This is a genomic window from Bacteroides sp. OF04-15BH, from assembly GCF_003477995.1.
Taxonomy (GTDB): domain Bacteria; phylum Bacteroidota; class Bacteroidia; order Bacteroidales; family Bacteroidaceae; genus Paraprevotella.
The window spans coordinates 49,076-73,443 of record NZ_QUEM01000015.1; the positions used below are offsets into that span (position 1 = coordinate 49,076).

Sequence of the window (24,368 nt, forward strand, 5' to 3'; positions counted from 1 at the left end):
AAAAAATAAATATGAGTGACGGAAATTTTAATCGCAATCTGCTTCCCTACACGCCCTATCAAAGCGGAATGAAAGCAGGAAAGGCCATGGCCCGCATGAAAGCCCTGGAAGCCTTCAAAACTTATCTCCAAAGTAAGGAGAATCTCGAACCGGAAGTGATCGAAAAAGAGTGCTCGAAATTTAAAAAACTCCTCGAAAAAACCATCATTTAAGGGGCTACAGACAGAAAAATGCACTTTTTTCGAAAAAAAAGAGCCGGAAAGTTTGCAAGTTCAGAAAAAAGCCGTACCTTTGCATCGCTTTCGAGAAACAAAGCCTTCTCACAAAGAAGTTCGGAAAGGTGGTAGAGTGGTCGATTACAGCGGTCTTGAAAACCGCCGTGCTGAGAGGCACCGGGGGTTCGAATCCCTCCCTTTCCGCGGAAAGAACAGAAAAAGGTGATCAAATTTTTGGTCACCTTTTTTGTTTTTTGTCTATCCGGCAGATTCTGCCAAGCTGCCGGACCGAAATTTCTGAAAACCGCAAAAGCAATTTGCCTCAAAAATACAGTTTCACCAAACAAATTGCCATTCATATCCCATTTTTTCCTTTCCCACCTACAACACTGCTGAGAGGATTCCAGAAGAATTGTTGCATAAACATACGGCCCAAAGTGCATAAAAACGCTATTTATCTGCATCCGGATGCAAAAAATCGAGTGTCAAGCCGGATGTCAAAGCGCACTCCCTACTCTTTTCACTTCGGAAAAAATACGGATTCATCAGCATCAAAGACTCAAATCATCAAAATGAAAGAAAAGAATCTTCAGAATCCGGTTTCAAAAGCCCGGGTTTTCCTCTGGATCTGAATGGCATCGAACAAGGTATTTTCTTCATAGAACACAGATAAACAAAGGAATAGTCCCAGAATGAGCTGCTGAAAATCCGAAATTCAGGAAACCTCCGAAGAAAAGCTACAAAAAACAAACTCTCAGCACTCGAAATATACATTTTGTCAGAATGTCAGTTGTCCGCTAGCAGCATACCGCCCTTGCCAATAAAAATACCGGCCGGACAGCAGGCCATGCCTTCTATCCAACCGGTAAGAGCTAAAGAAAGATACGAATCCGGATTCGGTCGTCAATAGGAAGAGGACATGTCCTCGGGCACACAAATATAATAATCGGCGCGCCCTTTATGCTCTTCGTCGAGCAACTCCACCGTCTCCTGACGCACGCTGCATACGGTCTTTACCGTCGTGCCCGGGCGATATTCCAACAGATAGGGCACCAGTCCCTTCTTGAAATCCGAGTGATAATTGCCGTTGAAATGCAGAAACTTGTGCTGCATGCTCCGGGCAATGAACCAGCCCATCGTGGCGTCTTTCAGTGCCTGCGCCTCGGCCAGAAAGGATTTCTCGCCCTGTCCCTTGCCCACCGCGTGCATCAGGGTAAACAGATGCTCCTGATCATCGTCGGCCTGAAAAGTGATGGGCAGAGGCGGCAGATAGCGCTTGGCCTCATCCGAAAGCGAATCCAGAAAAGCCAGTCCCTTATACTTCACCACATTGGCATAGCGACGGGGCACATTGGTGGCCACGAAGGGAATCGAATGTTCCTTGGCATAAAACACCAAAGGGGCATAGTCCGTCTGATAATTGGGCCAGAGACGGGCCTCATCTTCAAAACTGTCATAACGGATGGTGCGCTGCATGTATTCGTCCAGCAGCAACTGGTTGTCGGCCTCAAACATCTCGGCGCCCATCATCAGGCGGTCGCCATGAATCCGGTGCAGCGCCCGCGTAATCTCCAGCTCCAGCCAGTGCGTGATGCAACAGTTATGGATTTCTCCGACAAGCACCACATCGGCTTCTGCCAGTCCGGACACCATCTCCGAAAAGGAAATCCTATGCCCCTGGGCATCGAAGAGTGCATAGGCCTGCGGGTCGGTCGAACTGGTTTGTTGCACCGGAGTCTGTGAAAAACCTGTTCCGCTTCCGAAAATCACAAACAGCAGTGTTCCCAAGAACCGCTGAAAACGGCCGGACAACCTAGCCGCCTTTTTATTTTTCTTTGTTTTCTTCATGATCCTTTTTGTTTTTTACCGTTTTCGTACAAGAATTCCTTTTGTCAAACTGATGCTCGCCGATATAAAGCAAGATATGGTGGTCGGCATCCAGACAGACTTCAAATGCCCTACGGATATCCTCCACACCGATCTGTTCCAGAATGTCGTCGTAGTGCTCGAAATCCTCCAGACTCTCGCCGTTCTTCAAAAGATTGGACAAGGTGTTGCGCCATTCGGTCGAGGCACTTTGCGTCAGCACCTGCATCTTATTGATGCGGAAAGAACGCTTCAACTGTTCCAGCTCTTGCTCGGTTATCGGCTCCTTCTGCAACGAACGGATGATCTGCCGCACCAGTGTGTCGGTACGGGCCGTATTGGCCTGATCCACCGAAAGCGAAAGATTCAGATAATAGGTCTGTTCAGGACTACCGTTATAAAACAGCGATACGTAGGGCGAATAGACGATATGCTCCCGCTCGCGCAGAATATCCAGCACACGAGCCTGCAACACATCGCGCACCAGTTTCAGCGTCAGACTGCTGCGCAACGAAGGTTCATAGAATCCGGGGAAGACGTATTCCAGAACGGTCTGCGTTTCATGCTCTCCGGCAAATCCTTCGCGGTGCTGCTGCACCAGTGTCGGACGGCGTACAGCCGTCGGGCGCATGCTTTCGGCAGAGCGTCTCATCCGGGCAAACACCGGCACGGCAATCTGTTTGATGGCTTCGGTGGAGAAATCGCCCGTAAGTACCAGTGTCATTCCCTCCGGATCAGTAAAAAGACGCCGGTAATAGGCTGCCATGGAATCCAGATTCAGCTGTTCCAGATGTTCCCTTCGCCGTTTTGCACGGGCCGCCGGAGGGACATTGCCCACCAGCATGTTCAGCCGGTTGGTCAGTTGCCGGTCGGGCGCCTGCTGCATCTGTCGTTGCAAGATGGTTTCCTGATTCCAGTCCTCCAATTCTCCCTTCTTTATTTCTTCGAAGTCCTCACGGCAAAGTTCGGGGGCATGCATCTTTTCATACATCAGCTGAAACAGCGGCAAGGCCTCACTGACGGGTGCCGAAGCCAGTATGTCGTGCCAGCTGTTACTGATGGACACATTCATCGACAGTTCGTTCTGGAGCATAAATTCCGACAGGGTGTCGGCATTGACTTTGGCAATACCTCCCATCTCCATGTATCCGGCCGTACCTTCGTAGCGGTAGTAGTCTTCTGCCGGCAGATCGCCCACTCCTCCGCGGGAAAACAGGTTCACCAGCATGCGCCCGCTGTGATCGGGTGTAGGTCGCAAAAGCAGCTTCAGTCCGTTGGTCAGCACGATTTCCGTAACGCCAAGCCCCGAATAGTATTTTTCGCTCTTGATGTCCGAAGGAGAAAAGCGGGGCGGGCGCAACAGACAGGCGGGTGCAGGAAGAATCTTCTCGCTATCCGCGGCACCGTGATAACGGTAGGAAGCCAGCTGCACGGTGTCTTTGTCCTGCCACAATTGCTCCATCCAGGCAGCGGTGAGAGGGGCTTCCGGAACAAGATGATTGCGGCAGGCTACCAACAGCGTGGTATCGCGCCCCGCAAGCCATCCGGAAAGCATTGTCTGAAGGTCGCCGCTGGTGGTCTGCCTCATCTGCTGCTGAAGACGGGCCAGATCGGCCGCCGTATGCACATAGCGGTCGCCGGAAAGAATATAGTCTGTGAAATCATCACACCATTCGGCCGATCTCCGGTCGGAATCGGGCAAGGTGAGGCGTTGCAGATAGGCATCGCAGGCATCGCGCAGCTCATCGTCCTGGAATCCCTCCCGCCGTATACGTTCCAATTCGGCCAAAGCATACAGCAAGGTGGTGCGTAAATCCGTTCGGTTCTCTCCGCGCGCAGAAAGCACAAAATGGTTCCGGTCGGCCAGATACCAGTCGTCGGTGACCTGACAGTCTATGCCCTGTTGCCGCAAGCGACGGGCAAGCATCCGCACCAGCAGTCCGCCGCGCTCCTTTCGCACCAGTTCCTCCAGAGTGTGCGTCACGGTGGCCGGATGAGGAATAATCAGTTCCATCTCGGATTTGGAGAGCAGGGTGTCGATATGTTCCTGAATCCGGATGCCGGGCTCATAGGTCAGCGGATAAGTGCGGAATGCGCTGATGTCCTTCACCGGCACGTCCGAAAAATGTTTCCGGATAAGCTGCACGGCCTGCGTGGTGTCTACCGCTCCCACCAGAATCACGGCTGCCAACTGGGGAGCGTACCATTTCTCGTAGTACTCCTGGAGCGTTTCGCGTTCGATGGAGCGGATGTCCTCGGCCGTTCCCAGCGGCATGCGTTGCGAAAAGCGGCTGTTGCCCATCTTCAGGACATAGAAGTCATCGCCCACGTCATAGCCACGCAGTTCCTCCAGAATCACTCCCCGCTCACGGCGCGTACGGTCCTCATCAAAAGTAATGCCGTCGAGCCAGTCGCGCAACATCAGCAGGGTGCGGTCCAGCAACAGGGTGTCTTCCCGTCCCATCGGGGCCGAAAGCATGAACACGGTCCGGTCGTATCCGGTAACGGCATTGATGTCGCGCCCGTATTTCATACCTTGTGCTTCCAGAAACTCCACCATGCTCCGACCGGGAAAATGGCGTGTTCCGGCAAAGGCCATGTGCTCCAGAAAATGAGCTGCTCCTTTCTGACTTTCGTTTTCCTGCACTGAACCGACACGCATCACCAGACGCAGTTCCACATTATGCACCGGTTCGCTGTTGGGGAGCACCAGATAATGCAGCCCGTTGGGCAGAAAGCCTTCTACCGTCCCCGGAAGGAAGTCAACCGGAGGGGAGGCGGCCCGCAACAGGCTGACCGCAATCATCCCCGTACCCAAAAGAATCCATCTGATGTTCATAGCCTATTTTTTGTTCTTTAGAGTATAAACCACCTGAATCTGTGTATAGCCCGATGAGCTGCTGTGATCCCACGGGAAGGTGAAGGTGAGCGTGCCGCCCTGCTCGTCAAAGACTGCCGAAGGCTTCACCCAGTCCGACGGTTCGTTTTCCCACGCATCATGTTCCAAAGAAGAGGAGAACAGGCAGGCATCCGGATTCAATGACGTTCCGGTTGCGATGGCATCGGCCAGAGTATATTCCACCTTCGTGCCTCCTTCTTCTACCTGAAACTTATCGCCCCGTTCGGCCTGTTTCTTCATCCATTCCCATGCCGAATAGCTGAAGCGGAACGGTACTACGGTAATCGGCTCGTCATAATTGTTTTTCCGTTCTGCCAGAAAATCTACGGTGTGATCTCCCTTCAGCACCAGACTGTCCAAGGTTACGTTAAACGTCTCCTGTGCCGGCTGATAGCCGATCAGATTCAGGACAGGCTGTGCATACGGCTTGCCCATCCAGAACTCATTGTCCACGGTTTCTTTCTTGAAGATCTCATACAGGAAAGAAGTCAGCCCCATCGGGTTGTCGGTCATTTTGAGAACAGGACTGTCAGGAGTTGCCTTATCACTCAGGGCCAGAACGGACTTTCCCTGAAATTCCCGCACCTCGCTGTCTGTAAAAAAGCTGCCTCTTTCATCGGTTGGAAAGACAATTCTCACCTTGCAGTCCAAACGGCCCAGAAAACGGCTTACGTCTATGCCCAGACGCTCCCGGTATCCTGCCAGCAACTGCTTTTGCGCATCGGTCAGTTCCTGCAATTCGGAATCCGGATGTACTTGTATGATCAAAGGAGGATTGGCATTCCAAAGCTTGATCTGGACATCGGTGGAAGACTTTAACGTCAGTCTCATGGAACGCGTTTCTTCGAGAAGCCCCTTCTTGTTGGAAACGATCTTCAAGGCAGCGGTTTTGCTTCCCGGCTCCAGAACAAGCGGCGAATTCAAGAGAGCCAGCACGGAATCGGTATTCTGCTGCAACTCGAAATCCAGCACCGTACGGTTCTGGACGGCCTGACTCAAAAGCAGGTCTAAGACTAAGGTATCGGACTGGTCTTCTGTAAGGAACAGCGACTCCTGACTGCTCAGATACACGTAATTGGTCTGTTTTCTGCCCTCCTCGTTCTCCGAACAGGCGGCAATAGCGGCAGTCATGCATGCAAGCGCTGCCACACGAAAATAAAGTTTTGCTTTCATTGTCAATTGGTAATTTTTAAAATGGTTCTTTCAATTCAACGTAACAGCGGCCACCCGGCATTCTGAGTCACCACTTCATTATATCGGTATTCCGAACGAGGTATCGGAAAAGTCCAGCGATAATCGTCGGAAGCAATCGTTGCACTCGTCCCCTGTCCCCAGATATTCCATCGGGTCAACGGATGGCGATGCAAACGCTTGCAGTCGAAATAGGCCATGCCTTCTCCCACAAACTCTTTCTGCTTCTCCTGCAGAATGGCATCGGTAAGTGCTGCCCCTGTCAGTTCGTCAGAAAGCGGTGCTGCCCCGCAACTCACCAGATAGTCATTCACCAGCCGGCGGGCTACAGCCTCCTGTCCTTGCATTCGAGAATACGCCTCGGCTGCCATGAAACAGGCACCGGCATAACGCATGGTGTTTACATAGCGGTTGACTTTCCCCTCTTTGTTGTTGCGGTTATATTTGCCCAGCAAACGGCGTTCTGCTCCGGCCATTTCCTGCGGATAAATATGAACGCGGCTTCGTATGTCTCCCTCAGCATAAACAATCTGTGGAGAAAGGGCAAAATAATCACCTTCCTTACGGTCATACTGTATGGCCGTGTAATAAGGAGAACGGGTATAGAAGGCAAAGATTCTCCCGGTACACGAAGTTTCTTTCCAAAGGCTTTCGTAATCTCCTTTCGGGTAAGCGCCCTCCGGTTTGTGCTCCAGTAACAGCATGGCCCAACGGGCAGCCTCCGCATAGTTCCCGGCATACAGTTCCAGATCAGCCAACAGATAACGCACTGCCGACTGAGAAAGCCAACCGTTTGCTGTCGGCTCATTTTCTACCTTCTCGGCCTCCAGTAGCCATTGGCGCAGGGTGCTGACACAGGTTTCTATGGAAGACCGTCCCCTATGCTCCAGTCCGACCACCTTTTTCAAAACCACTCCATCGGCCTGCGGATTCAGGTCATACGGAGGAGCAAACACGCGTAGCAGATTCAGATAACACAGAGCCTTCAGGGTCTTGGTCTCAGCCTCAATCTGCCTTTTTCGGGTCTGTTCTTCTGCTGTAACGGTCTGAACGGCCGGCAGACGCTCCAACAACACGTCGCACGCGGCTATCGTCTTGTAATAACCCAACCAAACCGTTTCGGCAAAGTCGGAGATCGTATTGTCCTGCCATAAGTAAAGGTTCTTCTGTTCCATATCTTTTCCGATAATGGAGGTCGGACAGAAATCAGAACCTAAAACCGAAAATTCATATTCATAATGCGGATACAACGCGTATGCCGATGAGAGGAGGGAGCGCGCCGTTCCCACTCCGGTAATCGCATCCGGGTCGGAATACTGATCGGCCGGCGGTATGTCGAGCGAACAGCTGCCGCACCCCAAAAGCATGATGCCGGCGCACAACAACCGGCCATAGTGCAACAAGCGTTCCAGTCTCTTCGGCTTCAAGGAAGCGGTATCCTTTTTCTTCTGATAAATATTCATGCTTCTTCTTTATATTGGTCAAAAGGTCAGATTTACGTTCACGGAATAGACCGGCTGCAAGGTACCGGCCAGGGTACCGCTTTCGGGGTCAGATTCCCGGTATGTGGTCCAAGTGAAAAGATTCGATCCTCGCAAAGCCACATTGGCATATTGCACAAAGGGCAGATACTTCCGCAGGAAACGTGCCGGCAAACGATAACGTAAAGACAGCATCGACAATCTCAAATAATCACTCCGGCCTACCGTAAGAGAGTTGGGCAAGAGCATGTTGTTCTCGGCAATTCCCGAGGTATTGAACGGGGTGGCATAGATCTTGTTTTCATCGCCCGGCCGGAACCACATATTTGCTGTCTGCCCGGCAACGGCATTCTTCTGCACATCATCCTTGTCGCGCACATAGGTGTATTTAAAAGCCTGTACCCCGCCGTGCACATAGTAGAAGTCCATATCCAGATCAAAGGATTTATAGGACATACTCATATTTATGCTTCCGGTGTAAGGCGGTGTCAGATGTCCCAGCGCCACAAGATCCTCCTTTTCAAGCACTTCCGTAGCCTGCTTCTCTCCATTCTTTTCACTCCAGAACACCGGATAACCGGTAAACGGATTGATCCCCAAGGAAATCGAACCGTAGAGCATATCGTAAGATTTGCCGATTTCATAGTCGGGCACCAAAGCCTGATCCGATGAATAGATTTTGTCGGCATAGTACAGGTCTATCACTTTATTGCGGTTGTAAGCCATATTCACTCCGATGCGTACCATCCATTCGGGAGTATCCACCAAGCGGGCACTAAGACCAACTTCTATACCACGGTTCTGCAAGATACCGATATTACGCTGCAAATTCGTGAAACCGGTAGATGCAGGGATCGGCACGTCCAGCAACGCCTGTTCCGTACGCCGGTTATACCAGTTGACATCGAGAGTAAGGCGATCCCAAAGTTCCAGACTGATGCCAGCATCCACCGATTTAGTCTGTTCCGGTTTCAGGTCTTTATTATACAGGGTGATCAGCTCCAGCAGACGCTGGTCTTCGTAAACATTGGCAGAATAAGCAAAGGTGGCAACCGTAGCTGCTGCCGATACTCCATTCAGATTGGCCGTATATCCATAGGAAGCCTTTAACTTCAGATGAGTCAGAACCGGGTTTCCGTCCAGAAAGTCATAGGCCGTTGGAGTCCATCCTGCACCGACAGCCCAGGCACTGTTCCACCGTTTATCTGCCGGAAGCACTGATGAAGCATCCCATTTGCAGGTGGCATACATATCGTAGGTGGAATCGAAAGTATAACCTGCTACGGCTCCAAGACCTATCTGTGCCGTCTTATCCTTCAGTCCGCTCACCTTAGGCTGCCGGTTTCCCTGCAACGACTGATTGATGGCAGCAGCCGAATTTATGGTCCCTACTCCATAGCCCGTCATGCCGACCTGGTCCAATTGTGTCTGGTAATAGTCTGTATTGGCACCAAGGGTCAGATCGTGGCGCCCGGCAAACACATGGTTATAGGTGATTCGAACGTTACCGGAAAGATTCAGCGTTACATTCTTTGCCTTGCTGTATATGCCTCTCTCCACTTCGGGAATGCCCCCATGCGTTTCCGAATAGGCTGTAGAAGGGATAAACTGTTCCGATTCATGCAACAAGAAATCAAGACCTCCCACAGCCGCAATATCCAGTCCGGGCAAAGGATTCAAAGTCAGACTGGCACTCACCCCGGCATCTTTTTCGGATGCCTTGGCACTGTACTCCTGAAGCAAATCCTGAAAAGTCCGTCCGGGATAGGAATACAGTTTTCCGGTGGTCTGCTCATAAGGATTCAACTCATAGATTAAAGACGCGGGATCTGAGGAACTGCCATTCGGAGTATTCGTACGGCTGTAGCCTCCGTTCATCCCCAAAAGAAGATATCCGGCCCGTCCCAGCCGTTGATCGAGATTCAGTCGTATCCCCATGCGCTGCTTGTCGTTTCCGGGAATGCGGCCTCCCTGTGCCGTATAATGGGCAGAGGCAAAATAAGTGGTCCGGTCACTTCCACCACGGATGCTCACATGATGCTTTTGATACAGGTTATTGCGCAACAGTTTCTTATACCAGTCCGTGTGAATCCCCGACAGGGAATCAAGCACGGACTGCCCTTCGGCAATTAACTCTTCCAGATTGGGAGCATCGGCATAATACTTATGATAAAAATCGGCGCTATACCGATAGCCCGGTGTCTCCGGGTTCTGCAACAAGCGTTCCAGTTCCAGCTTTTCGGAAGAGTCCATCATGCGAATACCCCTTCGTCCGCGTGTCGTCACTCCCATATCCACACTATAAGAAACCGTCGTCTCTCCCGAACTGCCGCGCTTTGAGGTTATCTCCAGCACGCCATTGGCAGCTTTCACACCGTATAAGGCGCAGGCTGCAGCATCTTTCAATACCTTTATATCCTGAATATCCGTAGGATTCAGATTGTAGAACGTTTCCGCGGCGATGACTTTTCCGTCGAGCACATATAAAGGTTCATTGGTCAAGTTGCCTTTCCGCAGCGAAGAATTTCCACGGATTCTTATCTTCGGTTCAGCACCCAGTTCACCGGTATTGACCACCACCAGACCGGGAACAGAACCTTGCAGGGCCAATCCCATATCAATCATCGGTTTGCTTTCAATGCGCCTCATGTCGATGCTCTGCACCACTCCCGAACGTGCCCGCAAATCTATCTCATTGATATTGGCCTTAGCCGAAACCTCTACTGTTCCCATCGAGCGGGTTTCATCCTCCAGCCGGACATGCATTTCCGGCTGCCCCGCATACGTTACGGTCTGCCGCCGCATTCCCATACACCGGAATTCTATCGTGGCTCCTTTGGGCCACAGGCCACGCAGTTCGAAGCGTCCTTCCAAATCCGTGACAGTAGCCCAAGAGGTATTGAGCACACGTACGGTCACCCCAGGCAAAGGTTCGTGAGCGGCATCATAAACCACTCCTTTGAGCACCCGCTCCGGATGGGGACAATGCAGACTGTCCTCATACAGCACATCAGACGACATCCTGCCGGCAAACATTTCCTTGCCCGACAACTGAAGAGCGGACAACAGGAAAGAGCCAAACAGGAAAGGCACCATCCGGCAATTATTCGGGCACATAAATAATCTCTCCATTCTCCAATTCATAGGCCACTCCTACTTTTTTTCCTTTTGTACTGCTTTGGGACGACTGGTCCTCACTCGGCGTGTAACGGTTTATTTTCTGACCCTCCTTCGTGATAATCTCCATGTTATCCTTTCCCGGATTCTTCACCATCGTAAAATCTTCCTGACTGAACATCTCCGTCATGTTGTAGCGTGTGACCAACGCGACCATCAGCGCCAGAGCAAAAACCATTGCCACATCAAACAGGTTACCGACCACGCTCATCGGGTCCATGTCCTCCCGCTCGTCCAGTCTGCGTTTTCTGTTTCTTTTCATATCCCCTCCTTATTTTTCTGTCAGTAAACCGGCAATGAACTCCAGGCGCGACAGGTCTTTCTGATACCAGCGCTGCTTGACCTGCAATGTGACAAACCCCACCGCTGCCGCAAACAAGCCGACCACCGTTGTGGCAAAAGCTACCTGCATATTATAGGCCATCGAAGCTATATCTCCCGTAGACAAGCCCACAAGAGCCGGTCCCATAGGAATCAAGGTACCCATCAGTCCGAGCATCGGTCCCATCTTTGACAGCATTTTCGCAACAGAAAGATCTTTCTCGGCCGCCAGTTCATATTCATCTATCAGGCGTTGCATCTGCGCTTCGCTCTGACGATGCATCCACAAGTCATGCAACGTACAGACTAAAGCAGAGTCGGATTTTTGAGGCAGCTTACCGATCCAGTCGGACAGATTTTGGATGGTTAAGGTTTCCTCACCGCAATCACATAAGGTTTCGGTTTTCTTCACGGTCCGGTAATGTCCGAAGAAGCCGCCCACCAGAACGAGAGAACGGAGAAACAAGAAGATCAGCAACACAATGACAGGAACCAACAGTCCTGTAGAAATCCAGTACAAAACATCTGAAATGTAATTCATAATCCTAATATTTTTATTTTTTGTTTTTCTTATTTCGTAAACGCAAAGGCCGCACACGATACCAGCCCCAGCCCAGCAGACCGAAGCCAAACAGCAGCAACGTCACGCCGCCCAGAGCCTTGACATCCACTTCGCTGACACCCGCCACGGTAGTCTGCCCATTGATCGTTGCCACAAAGCCCAGTACGGCAGTCAGCCAACTCATCTGATACAACAGTTCCAGACGTAATCCACGCTCCGGCAGCAGACGTTTCATGCCCCATACTCCCAACCACAACCCTGCGGTCACTGCAACAGCCAGTCCCCAGGACAGCAACGGAAAGGAGAAGCCCGGAAACGAAAAGATAACCGACACCAACAGGGCAAAGAGCACCGGAAAAAGCAACAGGCCCGGGAACCCTTGCAGGAACCGATAGCTCCAAAAACGCCATCCGGAAGCAGGAGGCGCCGGAAGGCTCCGGCTCTCGGCTTCCCAGCAAAACAACATCTGGAGAAACACATCCAGCGTGAGCAGCACGGTCAGGTCGGTCATGAGCTTGCGGTCGGCCAGCCACTGCATGATTTCGGTACGTGACTGTTCTATGGCCCAGGGCCATGACAATCCCACAAAAAGGAAACAGACGATTCCGACCAACAGCAGCGGAATCCGCGCATTCTCCGTTTGCTTCAATATAAAATTGAAACAAACGAGAAGCGCCAACAAGGCAATCAGTATCTCCATACGCCTTATTCCTTTCTCCGCTTTCTGCGGAACCATACCAGCATGGCGATCAGAATGACAGACACTGCGGCAAATACCGTTACGCCATTCAGTTTCTGTTTCTGCTCCTGCTGTGCTGAAGAATTCATTTCCTCTTTTTTCATCACCACACCCTGCTGATCGGAAGAAGCCGTCTGCCTTACCTCCTGAATATTCCGGCTGTAATCGGCCACGGCCTGCTGCGGGGCATGCTCTTTGATGAACGACTGAAGTTTGGCATTGTCGCAGACAAACTCCGTGCAGGCAGGCCGGTAAGTATTGATCAGCTTCGTATGCAGTTCGGACAAGTCCCGGAGCTGCCCGTCCGTAGCTTTCCACAAGTCCTTGCGTGCCGTCTCGAGCATCACGGCCGTGAGCTCCTGCAACGCTGCCGGACTCTCCCGTTCAAAAAATTCATGAAGGCCCAACTGATATTTATCTTTCACATAAACTTCGTAAATATCATTCCACAGCGCGGCATCAATAGCCTCCGGCTTCATCACGTTCCATCCGTAAGTATTGCGTACCGTTGTCGCAAAGACAGCCGCAGCTCCGGCCCCTCCTTTCATCTTTTCCTTTATATAGACAGGATTCAGCAAGGTGGTACGTCCTTCCACGCCCACGGCTTCCTTGATTTCCTGCATCCGGTTGCGGTTACGGTTTCGATAGTCACTCAGATAGGCATCCGGCTCTTTTCCGGTGACCTGACGCACGGCCAGATTCAGTCCTCCCATGAATTCGTAAACATGATCCAGACTGAGCGCGCCCCAAGTATTGCTCTGTCGCGGCTGCACCACGGCATCCGTACCGGTCAGCGCCGCCTCGAAGGCCGCCTTGCGGAACTGTTGCCATTTGTCTTCGCTACCATAGTAAGCGCCCATATTATTCAGATATACTTCAGCTATCTCGCTCGATTTCTCCCATTGGTCTCCGGCTTCCACCATCGCCTGGATGCCGGTGGCATAATGACCGTTCACGCCTCCGAACACACGATAGTAAGCCACCTCGCGGGCTTCTTTCGGAGTCATGCCTTTGGCGGTCAGTGCCCGCTCGGCAGCCACAACACCCACAGCCACTCGGTTCTCATAGAGATCGTCCTTAGCTGCAGCGGCCATCTCCACGGCACGGGTGATCAGAAACAGACGCGACGCCGCAATGTCGCGCATCTGTCCGCTGGTCTGCACCACCACATCAATGCGGGGACGACCCAATTCGCGCGAAGGAATCAGGCGCAAATCACTCACCCGTCCAAAAGCATCGCGCACCGGCTCCACACCCAGCATATACAACACCTGAGCAATCGTTGCCCCTTCGGTTTCGATAAACTCACTGCTCCACAACGTGTAGCTCACTTTCTGCGGCAACGAATCATGATGACGGCGACGGTACATCTCCAGAGTCTGTTCGGCCATTTTCTTTCCCTTTTCCCAAGCTGCCTCCGAAGGCGTAGCTTCCGCATTCACCGAATACAGGTTGCGGCCTGTGGGCAACGTGTTCGGATTGGCTATCGGATCACCACCGGGCGACGGGGCCGTATAGCCTCCGCTCAAAGCGTTGGTCAGGCTCTTCATTTCCTGCTCCGGACTGTTTTCCAGCTGCTGGCGGTATTCGGGAACACGGCGCACGGCCTGTTCCGCTTCGCAGATGAGACGGGCTTTCTCGCGGTCTTCACGTGAATATTCCTTTGCCGGAGCTGCACCGGGGTGCATACCGCGCCGCATCATCGCCATCATATCCTTAGGTCGGCTGGCCTCGGCCATGACTTCATGAGCCCAATCCAGTTCGGCTTGTGTGATTCCCAGATGACGGGGCACCACCGTTTCGGAATAAGGCAGACCGTCCAACAAACGGTTGACCAGCGCACGGGCCGGATTGAGATAGTTCTGCGTGAAGAACTGTGCCTGCCGGTCGGCCCGTGCAGCCGCAGGCAGTCCGCGCTGACGGTCCAAAGCCAGCTTGCTGTAGGCAACAGGTTCTGCCGTCATGGCCAGCACACTCGAATGAATCCGTGCCGGTTCATAAGGCACTCCCAGCGTATAGAGCTGACCGGTGATCTGCTCCGTTGCCAGTTCTTCGGCAAACTGATCTATGCGGGCGATGTCCTCTTCACCGTATGGAGTGGCCAGCAGACTGTCCAGTCCCAGGTCGCGATGGAAGCCCAGCTTCACGGCCAGTTCCTTGACACGCAGGGAAGCCTGACGCACTTTGGCACTTCCGGCATTCGCCCCGTCCTGAAGCGCATAATAAGTTTTGAGCGCCTCCTCCAGAGCGCGATATTCCGACCGCACTCCACTCTCGAGGAAAGGAGGAGTAAGATAAGACTGCAAAGTGGCATACGAACGGCGCTTGGCTATCACCCCTTCGCCCACATTGCCGATAGAATAGACATAGAAATGCGGCAGTGGTCCCACCAGACGGTCAGGCCAGTCGTCATCACCCAGAGCCACCTGTTTGCCCGGAGTGAATTCCAGACTGCCGTGCGTGCCGAAATGAATCAGGGCATCGGCACGGAAGCCATAGCGCACCCACAGATAGGAAGCCAGATAATTATGAGGCGGCGGTGCATCCACTCCGTGTACGATCTGGAAGGAATTGTCGCCCAGTGCCGCGGCAGCCTGCGGTACAAGCACCACATTGCCAAATTCCAGACGGGCCAGTCCCATGCGCCTCTCCGCATCTCCGAAGTAAATGCCCGGGAATGCTCCATAGGCACTGTCAGCCTGTTCACGTTGGCGACGGCTCAGCCCGTCCTTCACCCATGCGGCATACTTGTCGGAAGGAATCCAAAGCGGATTTCCGTTTTTCAGGAAAGCATCAAAGGCCCCCTCGGCATAAAGATTGAACACAGAGCCCTGGGTTTGGATGAGCTTGCCCAGAGCCTCGGGTGTCTCGGGAAGGCCATCCACCCGATAGCCTTCTTTGCGGAGACGGAGCAACAGGTTGTAGAGCGAAGGAACCACCTCCATTCCCGAAGCGGTCAGGGCGCTCTGTCCGGGACCCTTATAGTAAAAAACAGCTATTTTCTTCTCGCGATTCTGTTTGTTTCTCAGACTCACCACACGGTTTACGTACTCCACAAAAGTTACCAGACGCTCCGGAATGACCTGAATCACCGGCACTCCATCGGCATTCTGCTGCAAAGCGAACACCACATACGGCCGGACAGCCCCGTCCAGCTCCGGCGTAGCAATACTCTGCGACAGGAATCCTCCCTGCATGCCCTGCCTGTTCTTCTGCCATTCCTCGAGCGGCGCATTGACATTCAGTGCCGTAAGCAGCGGGATATTCCGGCTCTTCAGATAATCCACCACATCATCGCCCAACCGTCCGTGGGGCATATACACCACAGCCGACGGCTGCAACGAATCGCCATAAGCTTCGATCAGGGCCTGAAGGGAACGTGTCGGAAACACCATATTGCCACCGGCCTCCAGTTTTGCTACCAGCGGCTCCGGCTCGCCCATGTGTCCGGCCAGAATGATCTGCGGTGCCTGCTCTTTCCACAATCCCTGCCGGCGCAAAAACTGCCGGTATTCCTTCAAGGTCTGAAATTCGAGCGGTTCACCCCCGTCCTGACCGGGTGCGGCATGATAAAAAAGACCGATTTCGGGTTCCGTGGCCGGCAGCACGGGCTCGGCACCAAAGCGCTTGCCGTCAATGTCGGTGCGCACAAGGTTCAGCAAACTGCGGTAGTTCTTCCGACCGCCATATTTGAGATAGGTACGCAGAGAGTCAGCCAACAGACTGTCTACCGAGCAGAAAGCATTGTCGGGATTGGTCACCGACACCGAAAGCACGGGCACTCCCTTTTTCTCGGCCGCGCGCACCTGCTCACGCTGCTCTTCGGTCCACGTCAGTCCCATGGCATTAACAAAAACCATATCATAGCGGTCCAGATGCTCCACGTCGTCGGCTTTGACATCAAAAATCCGGATCGATGCATTCTGATTCGACTTGGCAATCTCTCCCAGAACGATTGCCTGATAATTCACGAAGGCGATTCGGGTTGGCGAGAACCAGCAGTTCCAGGCTCCCCATCCCCCGCCAATCAGCAGAGAAGCCCCCAGGCCTATCGTGATCCACTTCTTTTTTTTCATACTAATTCCATTTTATAAGTTTATCGTTTTTTCTATAATAACTTTAAAACGGGGCAAAAATAGAAGGAAAAAGAAGGGATGACAATACTCAAAAACCGTGATTTTATCTACCTGAAAACAAGGATGATAAAGCCGTTTGTTCAAGTAGTTTCAGAATGTAAATCCTCATGCGGAAAACCAAGCAATCTGAAAGTTTTTCCGAAGAAACAGAAACAGCCTCTTGGATTCCCAACGGATAAGTGGAGAAAAATCTTGCCGAATTTCTTTCTCTGGCGCCAGCCGGAAAAGCGTGGAGCCACCTTTCAGAAGAAGAAAGAAGCCCCTACAGCGGCTCCCGATACTTAAAACGGGTATCGTGTTATCCGTCGGAAAAGGTAACTCATCAAAAGGAGTACCCAAAAGCAGGTGCCGAATTCTGTGTTTTTCCCAATAAAAAAAGTCTTCCGAGACATGGGAAATCTCAGAAGACTTGAAGAGCGCACTCTTGACAGCGCCTTTTATTGAATCGTGTTATTTTCTATAAATGTATTTGGCCAATCCGTAAAGGTATCTCCGGAATCCCGGCTGATACTTGAGCAAACGGTCAAACCAGCTCAGATGGTGGCCGATGATGCGCACGGCAAAACCGACATAATACATGGCAAACAGGGTTCCTATGCCGATAATGTGCCACTGCCATGCCCCGAAGAAAGCATAGCAGGCAATGATTCCCAACAACACCAGCGAGGTGTCTACCGCAATCTTGACTCTCGGAAAGTCCATGCCCAGCACACGGCTCACGGCCACCGGGAATCCCTCGCCCGGCATCGTGACACTGCCGCACCGCACCTCAAGCGCCACTCCGGCAGCCAGAACAGTGCATCCGGCCAACTGCGAAAGCGCTTTTTCCCAAAAGGCTGTCGGCTCTAACCAGGAAGTCAGATACATGTTGAAGTCTAACAACATGCCGAAGACGAAACCGACCAACAACTGAAACAGCTGAATCGGGTCGAACTTACGGCGGAGCACTCCAACCTGACCGACAACCAGTATGGCATTCATGATATAGGTGTACTGACCGATTGTCAGTGCAGGCACCATCCCGTCGGCTCCCGCTTCCTGAAAGACATAAGGCAACACGCTGATCACACTCGATCCCAACATGCTCTTCACACACAAAGCCACGCCCAAGGTCATGATAAACAAAGAAACAAGCAGCAGCAAATGCTGCCATACGAATGATATTACTTTCTCTTTTTTTGTCATTTTATTTTGTTTTAAATACGATGCAATCCGACATAAAATCTATAGGTTTTCTGATAAGACACAGGTTTCTACCGAGAAACGAGCTCAGAACCAACCTGTAGACTTTACGAAAAATACCCTCAAAAGTAATCAAAAAATGCGAAAATCTTGTGGCTTTTTGAAAAAAACATAAAAACTGGAGGGAATAAAATGGAGCCGAAACATCTGGTGCAGACAGTCCGAATACCGAAAAACAAGCGCAAGAACAAAAGAAAGCTCCCCGAAAGCATTGCTGACAAAATGCTACAGAAAACCCCAATCCGGTGTCTACACCGATCTTACGCAACCGGCAAAACAGAATCTTTGGGTGCATAAATATTCCGAGAAACAGCATAAAAATAGAGAAATCGCAGTATTTTATATGAAAAAACGGCGCTACAAACGAGGATATAGCTTCAAAGGAAGCAGACTTTCATCGAAAGGAAAAGGAAAAATCATCGAAATGAATGCCCGAAACGGTCCTGATAAAACAGAAATCCCTTGCCGTGCACCCCTTGAAAGCAATCTGAAGCCCCCATTTTGTGCATAGAAGAAGAGTAACAAAAAAGGAGTACCCTGCTGATTCACAAAGCGGAACAAAGAAAAAGCCTGCTGAGATTTTAATTTTCTCAGCAGGCCGGGATATTGTGTTCGAAATACGGAGTTTCAGAGCATCGACATATACAATCTGTCAAAATGTCCAGACAAGCGCCAGCGTGCGGCTAAGGCAAGCATACCTTTTTACCACCGAAAAGATACAGGCCCGCAGGAAGTTTTCGGGCTGCTTCGGCTTTCGTCACGGAATGCAACAGCAAGGTACCGCCCGTGGTATAGACATCCGCACGGGTTTCCGTAAGCACCGGAGCGTTTACGCCTGTGGTTTCGTGGGTAAAGGATTCGATATACTGCAACAGCGCCTCCAGCATCTTGACAAAAGCAGACACTTCGAAAGTGTCTTTATTCAACGCCGCGCGGGCTTCGTTGATGGCAGACTGCAGTTCTCTGCCGGCCTGAGAATTCTTCTGCGCCTCTGTGGCTCTGAGCAGCAGTTCTTCCGCCTCCAGACATTTAAGATAGATTTGTTCGGCGGCAAGCACATCCAGCTTGATTTCCTCTACCGCCAATGTCAGACTCTTATACAGACTTTCCAGATTCTCGGCGGCATTCGCCACTTTATGGTCGTACTCCACACGGAAATCCGCTTCTTCACTGTCAAAGCCTTCCACCTGACCCTTATATTTCTTTTCCAGGGCCTCCAGAGCGTCAAAGTCTCCTTCCGTGAGATATTTCGTGTACTCTTCCTCATATTCCGACCGCGCGGCCACCCGTCTGTCATACAGCTCGGCAAGCTGCTCTTTCAGCACATTCTGGGCGGCAATTCTCCTGGCGACAACTTCTTTTGAAGAGGTGACCCCTTCATCGGCCACGGCATCCAGATAATGATCCACCGCAGGAATGTAATGGTAATACTGACTGGTACGGTCAATCTCGTTAATCAGCACCTGAACATCTGTATATGCTGCGTTGAAAAGGGAATCGCCAGGGCTCTCGGCGGCCGACAAACGGGATACAGAACCTGTTGCCAGCACCAGGAAAAACAGCAACAGGCGCATCAGAAAGGAATGTTTCTTCATAAGCAGTAAGATTTTATGGAAATAATTCGCGGCTAAAATAAGCATTTTCACGGAAAATCTCACTATTTTTGAAAAAACAAAGAAAAATGGTGCAACATATTTCCGGCTTCCGCGTCTTTCACATAAAAACGGATCCGAAAACTCAAACTTATGTTTCACTTTTAAAGCCAGAATTTATGAAAAAATACGCGCTGATCTGCCTGCTTTTTCTCGCTCAAAGCACTTTTGCCGGGAGTATAAAAGATATATTCAAGGAGTTCAGGAAGATAGAAAACGCAGAGTATGTCCATATTCCCAGGATTGCCATGCGTATGCTAACAGCCTTCTCCGGAGACGATGAATTCATGCCGCATATTAAAAGAGTCAGAATACTTACTTTAGATAAATGCGACGGAAAAAAGGTTGCGAGATTTCTGCAAAAGACCAAAGAACTGGAGCAACAGGGTTATGACCCGTATGTCAAAACCAAAGAAGACAATGAAAACATGTCTGTTCTGATTAAGGAAAAAAGAAATACAATCCGAGAGGTAGTTCTGGTAATGGCCGACGGTCAGGAACATTGTCTGATTCAGGTAGAAGGAAAGTTCAAATTGGAAGATATCTCCGGACTCAGTGTTAAAGTAACGCCGTTAGGACATGGAGACAAACGAGTTCAAGAATAAATTTCTGCCCCATCATGTCATGATGTACCGAACGGCTTATGCCTTTCTTCGCAACAGTCAGGAAGCGGAAGATATTCTTCAGGAGGCTTTTTTGAAACTGTGGCTCAAACGAGAAGAGCTGGATGCGATCGACAACACGGAAGCTTACTGCATCACTCTGGTGCGCCACCTGTGTCTGGACCTGATCCGGAACCGAAAAAAACATCTGCACGAAGGCATACAGGAATGTCACGCCATAGAGCATTCCGCCAACTTGCAGAAAGAGCTGGAACAGCATACTGAAGCGGAAACCGTGCGGACACTCATCAACCAATTGCCCGACACGCAACGGAAAGTGATCTGGCTTCGCGACGTAAATGAATGTTCCTTTGAGGAAATCTCCCGGGCCACCGGACTGAACCCCATCAACATCAGAGCCACTTTGTCAAAAGCCAGAAAGAAAATACGTGAACAATTTAATCGACGGATCAAGGAAATATGAAAACGGATGATATAAAACAGCTACTACAACGCTTCTACAACGGGCAGACTACATTGGAAGAAGAACAGCAACTGATGCTTTTTTTCCAGGATGAGCAGGTTCCGGATGAATTGCAGGCAGACCGTGCCCTGTTTCAACAATATCTTTCTCTGAAGGATGAAAAAGCTCCACTTCCCGCGGCACTGGAACAGCGCCTGGAATGCCGGATCGACGCCTGGGAAAGCAACCGACGGACCGTGTCGTCCGGACAACACCGGAAATGGTACTGGATCAGTGGATGGGCAGCAGCTCTGATTCTGGCCATCGGCATCGGGTTCCATCAGACAAGGCCACACACGGATGTGGAGATGCGCGACACCTGCGAGACGCCCGAACAGGCTTATGCCGAAACACGCCGCGCCTTAAAACAACTGGCCGAGGTTATGGAAAAAAGCGAAGACCAGCTGCAAAAAGCCAATAAGGCCAACCGGCAAATAAAGGAAGTGTTACACTCAATAAACAATCTGAAAAAATGAAACATCGTATTCTTATCCTGTTATTATGTCTCGTATGTGGCATAGCTCATGTCCAGGGACAGGATGACGTATTCAAGAAAATATCTGATATGGATCATGTAACGTCCGTTTACATATCTCCCAAAATGTTTCAGCTCATGAGCAGAATGGAGGATGAAGACAAGAGCATGAAAGAACTGATCTCACGCATCAGAAACCTGCAGATATTGTCGTCATCAACCTCTTCTGCCATAAACGTCATGCGCCGGGAAATGAACGCGCTCCATAAAAATAAGGGATATGAAGAACTGGTCCGCGTCAAGGAAGGAAAAGAATCCTCTGTCATTTCCAGTAAAAAGCAGGGCAATATGTATGACTATATACTGACTTCCGACTCCCCGGATGAGTACACCATCATATTCCTGCAGGGCAACTTCTCGCTCGAGGAAGTTCAACTCATCATGGACCGCATGCCATAAACTCTGAAGATTCTTATCCGTAAAAACGCACCTACCGTATGAAAAGTTTGATTCTCACCGGTGTCCTATTGATCACCCGGCAGGCGTTTGCCAGCAGCAACGCCTGTCGGGCAGACTTTTGTATTCGGGAGCACAAACCAACCGCTCAGACCGAACAAACAGACAGCACCTCTCACAAACTACGTCATCATATTGCCTTTGATTTCCGGCCGGACTATATTTTGCCCACCAACAAATATCTGAGAGGACAAAGCGGGGTTCTGCCGCCGCGCACCGCCCTGGCCGTTAATCTGAAATACGGCTTCCGCTTTGCACCGGACTCCTATTTCGGAAGGAATTATCCGCACACCGTGCAAGGTATCGGTGTGGGCTATCATACGTTCTTCAACCCGTCGGAAATGGGAAATCCGCTGGCCGTCTATGTCTTTCAGACCTCGCGCATCGCCTCACTTACCCCCAAACTGTCGTTGGATTATGAGTGGAATTTCGGGGTGTCGCTGGGCTGGAAAAAATATGATCCGGTGAAGAATCCGTGGAACACGGCCGTAGGCTCTTACGCAAATGCGTACATCAACCTGGGCGTTCTGCTCAACTGGCAGCTGGCGTCGTCTACAAATCTCAAGGCAGGCGTGGGCTTCACGCATTTCTCCAACGGAAATACACGCTACCCGAATGCGGGTATCAACACGGCGGGCGCCTATATCGGAATCAGTCACGATTTCGGCAAGGAGAACTTCTCAGAATATTCCCGGAATCTGCCGGTGCAGGAGGACTGCCACGGACGCTTCGGGCAGAGGATGACTTATGACGTGGTCGTTTATGGAGCCGTGCGCAAGAAAGGAGTTTTTCCGGATGGAGTCACACCGGTCATCGCACCGGGAGTATTCGCCGTGGGCGGACTGAACTTCACGCCTCTCTACCGGGTGAACCGCTATTTCCGCACCGGAATCTCTCTGGACGTGCAATATGACGAGAGCGCCAATATCGTGGATCACATTGCCAATCCCGACGGTGCGACGTCTGGCTTCGAAGCGAAATTCTACAAACCTCCTTTCCGCGAACAGTTCGGCGTGGGACTGTCTGCCCGTGCGGAACTGGTCATGCCGATATTTTCCATCAACATCGGTATCGGAAAGAACCTGATCTGCAAAGGGGCCGACACGAATTCATTCTATCAGATTCTGGCTCTGAAAACAGACATCACGCAAAGATTCTTCCTGCATGTGGGCTATCAGCTGTATCGTTTCAAGGACCCGAACAATCTGATGCTGGGTATCGGTTACCGTTTCGGACGGCGCACCACAAAACCGGAGAGCAGACACCAGAGTGCTCCGGCTCCGGCAAAGAAAATAAAGAACAGGGTGCCCTGACCCAGACAGGTGTAAATACGTCCGGTGTGTATCTCCTGCGCCACATTCCACAGCGGCATGGGAAGGGTGGAAAGTTTCGAGGGCATGGACAGACGGTCTGTGCCCTGATTGTATTCCACGGGGAAAGGTATGCCGGAAAAATCGGAACTGTATCCCGAAACAGCATACTTCCCGAACGGAGGCCCTGCAGTCTCGGGAGCCTTTTCGCCCGTAAAATAGTCCCAGGCAGTATGTTGCTGCCGGCTCCACAAGTACAAGCCGCTGAACGAACCTACCAGCCAGTTGCCCGAAGCATCCTTCTGCCAGACATTCAGCCCCATGACGCTCACGGGAGGCGTATGCGTCAGCACTTGCGGAACAGCTGATAAGGAGGACAGGGAATAAATGCCCTCGGAGGTGGACAGCAGCCAGTCGCCATAAGCCTCATCATAGCGGAGCATGCGTAACTTGTCCTGCCAGGGGTTGGCATCATCGAGAGAAGTATAGGGCACGATCGGAGCACGCCCGTACACCAGTGCCAGAAGCAACGGCGGACGAAGGCACCAGCCGGTAAGCGCTACCAGAAACAGCAGGATAAACGTATAGCGCCCGAAACGGTCGTGCACATGCAGACTGTATTTCAGCATTCGGAGCGCAACACGCGGATTCCGCCCTTTCCGCTTCTGCCGACGGACATGCTTCGGCAGAAGCCAGTAAACCACTCCCGTTAAACAAAGGATCATGAAAAGCACCGCCACGGCATCGACCACCAGTTTGCCGCCCAGACCGAACAGTTCGCCGCTGTGCAAAAGCCACACCAGACGGAACAGAGACACCCGTCCGTCATAATCCGACGGAGCCGCCAGACGGATTTTCTGAAAGGATGTATAGGGAGCCGAAGAAAGATATAAATAAGAACGTCCCACGGCTATCAGGGTATCTCCCCGAAAGGTCAGGTCAGAAAGTTTCTCGTCTTCCGGCATGGGCAGGGTACAGGATTGCCAGCGCTTGCCGCTCTCCTGATAACGATACAGCCCGAACTGCCCTGCTGCCCATAGCGAACCGTCGGGCAGGCACACCACTCCTTTCACGTGACGATAATCGGCTCCCGCAGGCAGTCCCGCATTAAAGTCGGTAACCGATTCGCCGTCCGTATCAGACAACCAGATGCCACTGGCTCCGTAAATCAGGATATGCCTCACGGAGTCGCTACCGATATAGGGGCACGTGCCGCGCAAGAGTCCGCGGTTCCAGTTCTGATACAGGTAATCGGAGGGCAGCCACGAGCGGCTTATCTGCCAGTCGGCCACTGCCCGACGATGATTCAGAATGATGCCGCTCACCCCGAACATCAGCATAAAAAAACAAAGTATCAGTCCGAACCATTTATGATGTTTCTTCCATTTTGTCCGTTTCATTTCGTATATCTATTGTTTTTAACGGTTTCTTAAAGCATATTTAATTTCTCCACAAAAGTAT

General features: G+C 51.4%; 19 protein-coding genes and 1 tRNA gene. 8 read left to right on the plus strand and 12 right to left on the minus strand.

All coding sequences use genetic code 11. The features are described from left to right. Positions 1-11 precede the first annotated feature (11 nt). Both DXA74_RS08380 and DXA74_RS08385 read left to right on the plus strand, forming a co-directional pair. Positions 12-212, plus strand: a complete 201-nt coding sequence (locus DXA74_RS08380) for a hypothetical protein (RefSeq protein WP_118526576.1) — start codon at positions 12-14, stop codon at positions 210-212. 122 nt (positions 213-334) lie between these two features. Beyond that, positions 335-419 (plus strand) — tRNA-Ser (locus DXA74_RS08385). A 699-nt stretch (positions 420-1,118) separates the two neighbouring features. Here the strand turns inward: DXA74_RS08385 and DXA74_RS08395 are convergent. The 9 genes from DXA74_RS08395 to DXA74_RS08435 form a co-directional block, all read right to left on the minus strand. Continuing rightward, complete coding sequence (locus DXA74_RS08395) at positions 1,119-2,063, minus strand: ChaN family lipoprotein (protein WP_118526580.1); 945 nt, start codon at positions 2,061-2,063, stop codon at positions 1,119-1,121. Then, on the minus strand, positions 2,041-4,920 hold the full coding sequence (locus DXA74_RS08400) for a pitrilysin family protein (protein ID WP_233550489.1): 2,880 nt from the start codon (positions 4,918-4,920) through the stop codon (positions 2,041-2,043). Before DXA74_RS08400 ends, DXA74_RS08395 begins: the two co-directional genes overlap by 23 nt. Before the next feature lie 3 nt (positions 4,921-4,923). After that, on the minus strand, positions 4,924-6,153 hold the full coding sequence (locus DXA74_RS08405; protein WP_118526582.1) for a DUF4929 family protein: 1,230 nt from the start codon (positions 6,151-6,153) through the stop codon (positions 4,924-4,926). A gap of 35 nt (positions 6,154-6,188) precedes the next feature. Continuing rightward, positions 6,189-7,634 (minus strand): RagB/SusD family nutrient uptake outer membrane protein, encoded by a 1,446-nt coding sequence (locus DXA74_RS08410; protein WP_118526584.1) that lies wholly within the window; start codon positions 7,632-7,634, stop codon positions 6,189-6,191. 18 nt (positions 7,635-7,652) lie between these two features. Beyond that, a complete protein-coding gene (locus DXA74_RS08415) occupies positions 7,653-10,673 on the minus strand; it encodes a SusC/RagA family TonB-linked outer membrane protein (protein ID WP_233550492.1) in 3,021 nt (1,006 codons plus the stop codon). Between the two features lie 82 nt (positions 10,674-10,755). Continuing rightward, positions 10,756-11,091 (minus strand): DUF2149 domain-containing protein, encoded by a 336-nt coding sequence (locus DXA74_RS08420; protein ID WP_118526586.1) that lies wholly within the window; start codon positions 11,089-11,091, stop codon positions 10,756-10,758. A gap of 9 nt (positions 11,092-11,100) precedes the next feature. Beyond that, positions 11,101-11,691 (minus strand): MotA/TolQ/ExbB proton channel family protein, encoded by a 591-nt coding sequence (locus DXA74_RS08425; protein WP_118526588.1) that lies wholly within the window; start codon positions 11,689-11,691, stop codon positions 11,101-11,103. Positions 11,692-11,704: 13 nt separating this feature from the next. Beyond that, complete coding sequence (locus DXA74_RS08430) at positions 11,705-12,412, minus strand: hypothetical protein (protein WP_118526590.1); 708 nt, start codon at positions 12,410-12,412, stop codon at positions 11,705-11,707. A gap of 5 nt (positions 12,413-12,417) precedes the next feature. After that, positions 12,418-16,527, minus strand: a complete 4,110-nt coding sequence (locus DXA74_RS08435) for a cobaltochelatase subunit CobN (RefSeq protein ID WP_118526592.1) — start codon at positions 16,525-16,527, stop codon at positions 12,418-12,420. A gap of 78 nt (positions 16,528-16,605) precedes the next feature. Between DXA74_RS08435 and DXA74_RS08440 the strand changes: the two genes are divergently transcribed. Beyond that, positions 16,606-16,872 (plus strand): hypothetical protein, encoded by a 267-nt coding sequence (locus tag DXA74_RS08440; protein WP_118526594.1) that lies wholly within the window; start codon positions 16,606-16,608, stop codon positions 16,870-16,872. Between the two features lie 165 nt (positions 16,873-17,037). Here DXA74_RS08440 and DXA74_RS08445 read toward each other — a convergent pair whose 3' ends face one another. Together DXA74_RS08445 and DXA74_RS08455 are read right to left on the minus strand one after the other, a co-directional pair. Continuing rightward, positions 17,038-17,772 (minus strand): YitT family protein, encoded by a 735-nt coding sequence (locus tag DXA74_RS08445; RefSeq protein ID WP_118526596.1) that lies wholly within the window; start codon positions 17,770-17,772, stop codon positions 17,038-17,040. Positions 17,773-18,512: 740 nt separating this feature from the next. Continuing rightward, positions 18,513-19,424 (minus strand): hypothetical protein, encoded by a 912-nt coding sequence (locus DXA74_RS08455; protein ID WP_147401058.1) that lies wholly within the window; start codon positions 19,422-19,424, stop codon positions 18,513-18,515. Positions 19,425-19,492: 68 nt separating this feature from the next. Between DXA74_RS08455 and DXA74_RS08460 the strand changes: the two genes are divergently transcribed. From DXA74_RS08460 to DXA74_RS08480, 5 genes are all read left to right on the plus strand, one after another. After that, positions 19,493-20,086, plus strand: coding sequence for a DUF4252 domain-containing protein (locus DXA74_RS08460; protein WP_147401059.1), 594 nt, complete (start codon positions 19,493-19,495; stop codon positions 20,084-20,086). Next, the gene (locus tag DXA74_RS08465) at positions 20,061-20,567 is read left to right on the plus strand and encodes an RNA polymerase sigma factor (protein WP_118526604.1); all 507 of its coding nucleotides are present in this window, start codon (positions 20,061-20,063) and stop codon (positions 20,565-20,567) included. Before DXA74_RS08460 ends, DXA74_RS08465 begins: the two co-directional genes overlap by 26 nt. Further along, positions 20,564-21,082, plus strand: a complete 519-nt coding sequence (locus DXA74_RS08470) for a hypothetical protein (RefSeq protein ID WP_147401060.1) — start codon at positions 20,564-20,566, stop codon at positions 21,080-21,082. The genes DXA74_RS08465 and DXA74_RS08470 overlap by 4 nt, the downstream gene beginning before the upstream one ends. 89 nt (positions 21,083-21,171) lie before the next feature. Continuing rightward, positions 21,172-21,540 carry a DUF4252 domain-containing protein gene (locus tag DXA74_RS08475; RefSeq protein WP_255420801.1) on the plus strand — a complete coding sequence of 123 codons (369 nt, stop codon included), beginning with the start codon at positions 21,172-21,174 and terminating at the stop codon, positions 21,538-21,540. Positions 21,541-21,578: 38 nt separating this feature from the next. Continuing rightward, positions 21,579-22,910, plus strand: coding sequence for an acyloxyacyl hydrolase (locus tag DXA74_RS08480; protein WP_118526610.1), 1,332 nt, complete (start codon positions 21,579-21,581; stop codon positions 22,908-22,910). Here the strand turns inward: DXA74_RS08480 and DXA74_RS08485 are convergent. After that, positions 22,820-24,307 (minus strand): PepSY domain-containing protein, encoded by a 1,488-nt coding sequence (locus DXA74_RS08485; RefSeq protein WP_118526612.1) that lies wholly within the window; start codon positions 24,305-24,307, stop codon positions 22,820-22,822. The two genes, DXA74_RS08480 and DXA74_RS08485, sit on opposite strands and share 91 nt — an antisense overlap. Between the last annotated feature and the right edge of the window lie 61 nt (positions 24,308-24,368).

Bases quoted from the DNA above. Each gene is read 5' to 3' on its own strand.
- DXA74_RS08380 (WP_118526576.1), top strand. From the start codon at position 12: ATGAGTGACGGAAATTTTAATCGCAATCTGCTTCCCTACACGCCCTAT.
- DXA74_RS08395 (WP_118526580.1), bottom strand. From the start codon at position 2,063: ATGAAGAAAACAAAGAAAAATAAAAAGGCGGCTAGGTTGTCCGGCCGT.
- DXA74_RS08400 (WP_233550489.1), bottom strand. From the start codon at position 4,920: ATGAACATCAGATGGATTCTTTTGGGTACGGGGATGATTGCGGTCAGC.
- DXA74_RS08405 (WP_118526582.1), bottom strand. From the start codon at position 6,153: ATGAAAGCAAAACTTTATTTTCGTGTGGCAGCGCTTGCATGCATGACT.
- DXA74_RS08410 (WP_118526584.1), bottom strand. From the start codon at position 7,634: ATGAATATTTATCAGAAGAAAAAGGATACCGCTTCCTTGAAGCCGAAG.
- DXA74_RS08415 (WP_233550492.1), bottom strand. From the start codon at position 10,673: ATGTCGTCTGATGTGCTGTATGAGGACAGTCTGCATTGTCCCCATCCG.
- DXA74_RS08420 (WP_118526586.1), bottom strand. From the start codon at position 11,091: ATGAAAAGAAACAGAAAACGCAGACTGGACGAGCGGGAGGACATGGAC.
- DXA74_RS08425 (WP_118526588.1), bottom strand. From the start codon at position 11,691: ATGAATTACATTTCAGATGTTTTGTACTGGATTTCTACAGGACTGTTG.
- DXA74_RS08430 (WP_118526590.1), bottom strand. From the start codon at position 12,412: ATGGAGATACTGATTGCCTTGTTGGCGCTTCTCGTTTGTTTCAATTTT.
- DXA74_RS08435 (WP_118526592.1), bottom strand. From the start codon at position 16,527: ATGAAAAAAAAGAAGTGGATCACGATAGGCCTGGGGGCTTCTCTGCTG.
- DXA74_RS08440 (WP_118526594.1), top strand. From the start codon at position 16,606: ATGACAATACTCAAAAACCGTGATTTTATCTACCTGAAAACAAGGATG.
- DXA74_RS08445 (WP_118526596.1), bottom strand. From the start codon at position 17,772: ATGACAAAAAAAGAGAAAGTAATATCATTCGTATGGCAGCATTTGCTG.
- DXA74_RS08455 (WP_147401058.1), bottom strand. From the start codon at position 19,424: ATGAAGAAACATTCCTTTCTGATGCGCCTGTTGCTGTTTTTCCTGGTG.
- DXA74_RS08465 (WP_118526604.1), top strand. From the start codon at position 20,061: ATGGAGACAAACGAGTTCAAGAATAAATTTCTGCCCCATCATGTCATG.
- DXA74_RS08470 (WP_147401060.1), top strand. From the start codon at position 20,564: ATGAAAACGGATGATATAAAACAGCTACTACAACGCTTCTACAACGGG.
- DXA74_RS08475 (WP_255420801.1), top strand. From the start codon at position 21,172: ATGGATCATGTAACGTCCGTTTACATATCTCCCAAAATGTTTCAGCTC.
- DXA74_RS08480 (WP_118526610.1), top strand. From the start codon at position 21,579: ATGAAAAGTTTGATTCTCACCGGTGTCCTATTGATCACCCGGCAGGCG.
- DXA74_RS08485 (WP_118526612.1), bottom strand. From the start codon at position 24,307: ATGAAACGGACAAAATGGAAGAAACATCATAAATGGTTCGGACTGATA.